The 3,849-nt window shown below is 72.2% G+C and carries 4 protein-coding genes, 1 pseudogene and 1 riboswitch; of the genes and pseudogenes, 3 read left to right on the forward strand and 2 right to left on the reverse strand.

All coding sequences use genetic code 11. The features are described from left to right. Positions 1-380, reverse strand: a 380-nt coding sequence (locus tag AB0J68_RS28860; protein WP_363941641.1) for a septum formation family protein, incomplete at its 3' end; no start/stop codon positions are given. 84 nt (positions 381-464) lie between these two features. Continuing rightward, positions 465-1,355, reverse strand: a complete 891-nt coding sequence (locus AB0J68_RS28865) for a septum formation family protein (protein WP_355067103.1) — start codon at positions 1,353-1,355, stop codon at positions 465-467. 254 nt (positions 1,356-1,609) lie between these two features. On the opposite strand from AB0J68_RS28865, the gene rpe reads away from it, so the two are divergent. From rpe to AB0J68_RS28880, 3 genes and pseudogenes are all read left to right on the forward strand, one after another. Continuing rightward, entirely contained in the window at positions 1,610-2,290 is a 681-nt protein-coding gene (rpe, locus tag AB0J68_RS28870; protein ID WP_354857803.1) for a ribulose-phosphate 3-epimerase, read from the forward strand. 1 nt (position 2,291) lies between these two features. Beyond that, positions 2,292-3,248, forward strand: coding sequence for a response regulator (locus tag AB0J68_RS28875; protein ID WP_363941646.1), 957 nt, complete (start codon positions 2,292-2,294; stop codon positions 3,246-3,248). Positions 3,249-3,326: 78 nt separating this feature from the next. Then, positions 3,327-3,496, forward strand: a riboswitch (FMN riboswitch). A gap of 160 nt (positions 3,497-3,656) precedes the next feature. Next, positions 3,657-3,849: pseudogene (locus tag AB0J68_RS28880) on the forward strand (riboflavin biosynthesis protein RibD); the annotation flags it as partial.

The following is a 3,849-nucleotide window of genomic DNA, read 5'->3' on the forward strand; positions in this document are numbered from 1 at the left end:
AGCCCGAGGCGCCCGGAGCGGCAGTCGGCGCCGACGGCCTTGTTGACCTCCGTCTCGCAGCCGGCCTGCGCGGCCTGCATGCCCACCGAGCCGGGCGGCGGAGGTGTGCCGCGTTCGGTGCCGGGGCCGGTGAGCGTGCCGACGTGCAGGGTCTCCACCCGGTGCGACTCGGCGCACTCCATGGGGTTGTAGCCGCTGAGGAAGCCGACCTGCTGGGAGGAGTGGTGGCAGACGCCGGCGGCGGGGACGAACTGCTGCGCCACCACGGGCGCCGGCCAGTCGTCGATGAGGTCACGGTCGACTCCGGCGGGTGCGCCACAGCCGGTGAGCGCCAGGGCCACCACCGCGCCCCCGGCAATCGCCGTCAACCACCGTCGCATCGTCGACCTCCCGCCGCTGGTGACCTCCGGACGGCCCCCAGCCGGCCGGTAGCGCCACGGCGCAGCAGCATACGGCACCGCGACTCAGATCGCGGGCAGTCCCTCGGGGCCGGCGCCGCGCATCGAACGGGTGAGTTTGCGGTCGTCGCTCCACAGGAAACAGCGCACTCCACGGTCGCCCTCCTCCCATTCCCGCTGCGACGGTGGGTAGTAGATGGACCCGGCCCGGTACGGCAGGTCGCTGTTGTTCGGCACGGCCGCGTACGTGGCGATCAACGCCATGCAGCGCCGGTGCGCCTGCTCGCCCGCGCGGGTGAACTCGGCCCAGCTCATGTCCCGTTCCTCGTAGACGCCGACGAACTCGGCGCGGTGCGGCTCGGTGCAGAGCACCGGGGCCATGTAGTTGAGGTTGTCGCCGATCAGCTTGGGGTCGAAGCAGCCGTGGGTCAGCGGGGTGTCGCCGATCAACGCGCCGCGCAGGCTGCCGACGCGGTTCACCGGCCGGGTGTTGTCGATGCTGTCGGTCTCGCTGAGGTCGCAGCGGAACCAGCGTGCGCCGCCGGTCCAGGCTGGGCCGCTGGGCAGCGAGAGCGTCAGGGTGAGCCGGGCCGTGTGCCAGTCGCCGCCGAGCACCTCCCGGGCCCGCTGGTCGCACTCGGAGCGGGCCGCGCGCAGCGCGGTCGAGCCCGGGCCCGGTCGGGTGCCGGCCTGCGCGGCCGTACCGGTGAACGTGCCGACGTGGATCGCCTCGGCGAGATGGCTGCGGGCGCAGTCGACAGTCTCGTACGTGCTGGCCTGCACGACGGAGGTGATCCGGGGCAGGCAGGTGTCGGTGGCGGGGGTGAACGGTCTTGGAACCCGCAGTGCCGGCCAGTCGTCGGTGAGGTCACCGTCCGCGCCTCGTGCCGGACCGCAGCCGGCCAGCAGCATCGTCGTGATGCCGACCAGCGCCAGCGCTGGAAGCCACCGTCGCATCGTCCGCCCTCCCGGGAGCTGGCGACCGGTCACCGCGCCCCGCGGCGCGACCCCGGCGGGCGTGCAGCCTACGGCACCGTCCCGGTTGGAGTGTCGTCGCGTTTGGGTCGATCGGCCAGCCACTGATGTCTGTTCGTCCGGAATCGATGGCCCGGACCGGCTCATTCTGCACTACTGGTCACTGCTGGATCACAGCGTGTCGGAGTTGGTGCCGTGCTGCGGGCGGCGGGTGGCCGCGTTCGTACACTGGCCCCGTGACCGTACCGCCGCCGATCGTCGCGCCGAGCATCCTGGCCGCCGATTTCGCCCGCCTCGCCGAAGAGGTCCGTGCCGTCGAGGACGCCGCGGACTGGTTGCACGTGGACGTGATGGACAACCATTTCGTGCCCAATCTGACCATCGGGCTGCCCGTCGTGCAGAGCCTGCGGGCCGCCACCACGATGCCGTTCGACGTGCACCTGATGATCTCCGACCCGCGTAGGTGGGCCCCCGGCTACGCCGACGCCGGGGCATACAACGTCACGTTCCACGCCGAGGCGGCCGACGACCCGGTGGCGCTCGCCAAGGACCTGCGCTCGGCCGGCGCGAAGGCCGGGCTGGCCATCGACCGGGACACCCCGATCGAGCCGTACCTGGAGCTGCTGCCCAGCTTCGACACCCTGCTGATCATGACGATCAAGGCGGGCTTCGGCGGGCAACGGTTCATCCCGCAGCTGTTGGACAAGGTCCGCGCCGCCCGCCGGCACGTCGACGCCGGCCACCTGGAGCTGCGCATCGAGGTGGACGGCGGGATCGCCGCCGACACCATCGAGCAGGCGTCCGCCGCCGGCGCCGACGCGTTCGTGGCCGGCACCGCCGTCTACGGCGCCGCCGACCCGGCCGAGGCGGTCCGGCGACTGCGGGCCCTGGCGGAGCGCGCGGCGCCCGGGGCCTGAGGTGGAGCCGGAGGCCGACCGCAAGGACATCATCCTCGTCGTCGACGACGACGCGGACATCGCTCGGTTCGTCGAGTTCAACCTGCGGTTGCACGGCTTCGAGGTGATCCACGCCAGTGACGGCCAGGAGGCCCTGGAGGTCATCGAGCGGCAGCGGCCGGACCTGGCCGTGGTCGACCTCATGATGCCCCGCATCGACGGGCTGGAGCTGACCCGGCGGCTGCGCGCCGACCCGATGACCTCCGCCCTTCCGGTGATCATGTTGACGGCCAAGGGGATGACCGTCGACAAGGTCCACGGGCTCAGCGCCGGCGCGGACGACTACCTGGTCAAGCCGTTCGACACCGCCGAGCTGGTGGCCCGGGTCTCCTCGACGTTGCGCCGCAACAAGGAGTTCCGGGAGGTCTCCCCGCTGACCGGGCTGCCCGGCAACAGCCGGATCCGGCGGGAGATCAGCGACCGGGTCCGGCACGGGGTGGACTACGCGGTCGGCTACATCGACATCGACCGGTTCAAGAGCGTCAACGACCGGTACGGCTTCGTGCGTGGCGACGACTTCATCTCCGCGCTGGCCCGCAGCCTGCACCGGGCGGTGGTGGCGGTGGGTCTGCCGCCGGCGTTCCTCGGTCACGTCGGCGGCGACGACTTCGTGATCGTCTGCGCGCCGGACCAGGTCCGCCCGCTGACCTCCCGGGCGGTGGTCGACTTCGAGAAGTCCGCCGACACGCTCTACGACGCCACCGACCGTGAGCGCGGCTTCGTCGAGCTGAAGGACCGGCGCGGCAACATCCGCCGGGCCGCCCTGGTCACGCTGTCCATCGGCGTCTCCCTCTCCGACGCCGGCAAGCGGTTCACCGACCCCCTGGAGGCGATCGCGGTGGCCTCGGAGATGAAGACGGTCGCCAAGAGCCAACCGGGGTCGTACGTGGCGGTGGACCGGCGGCGCGGCGTCACCTGACGCGTGATCCCGCTGTGAACTAGCTCGCCTGGATAAGGACACACCGCGTTCGGCGTGTAAGACTGCGGAGTACCCACCACGCGCTGGCGGGACTCGGTGAAATTCCGAACCGGCGGTGATCCACGGTCCAACCGTGGTCAGCCCGCGACCCGGACGGCTTGCCGCCCGGTGGACCTGGTGAAAATCCGGGGCCGACGGTTGGGGGCGGTTCGTCCGCGCCCAGACAGTCCGGATGGGAGACAGCGCGCGGGACGGACGGGTCCGAGCCGGCCGCTGGCGTCAGCGTGCCGTGCCGCCCATCCGGGTCGGCTGTGCCGTACCCGGACTCCGCCGCCGCCTGCCCGCGGTCCATGCCGCCTCCCTGACCGCCCGCGCGCGGACCGGCGAGTGAGAGGGCAGAACAGGGCGATGGCCAGCGTCTCCGTCGATGAGGCGATGCGGCGTGCGATCGAGCTGGCGGCTCGCGGGCTGGGCACCACCAGCCCCAACCCGGTGGTCGGGTGCGTGCTGCTCGACGCCGACGGCGAGGTCGTGGGGGAGGGCTTCCACGCCTACGCCGGTGGGCCGCACGCCGAGATCGTCGCGCTGGCCCAGGCCGGCC

This window comes from Micromonospora sp. NPDC049580, from assembly GCF_040675595.1.
Taxonomy (GTDB): domain Bacteria; phylum Actinomycetota; class Actinomycetes; order Mycobacteriales; family Micromonosporaceae; genus Micromonospora.

Bases quoted from the DNA above. Each gene is read 5' to 3' on its own strand.
- AB0J68_RS28865 (WP_355067103.1), bottom strand. From the start codon at position 1,355: ATGCGACGGTGGCTTCCAGCGCTGGCGCTGGTCGGCATCACGACGATG.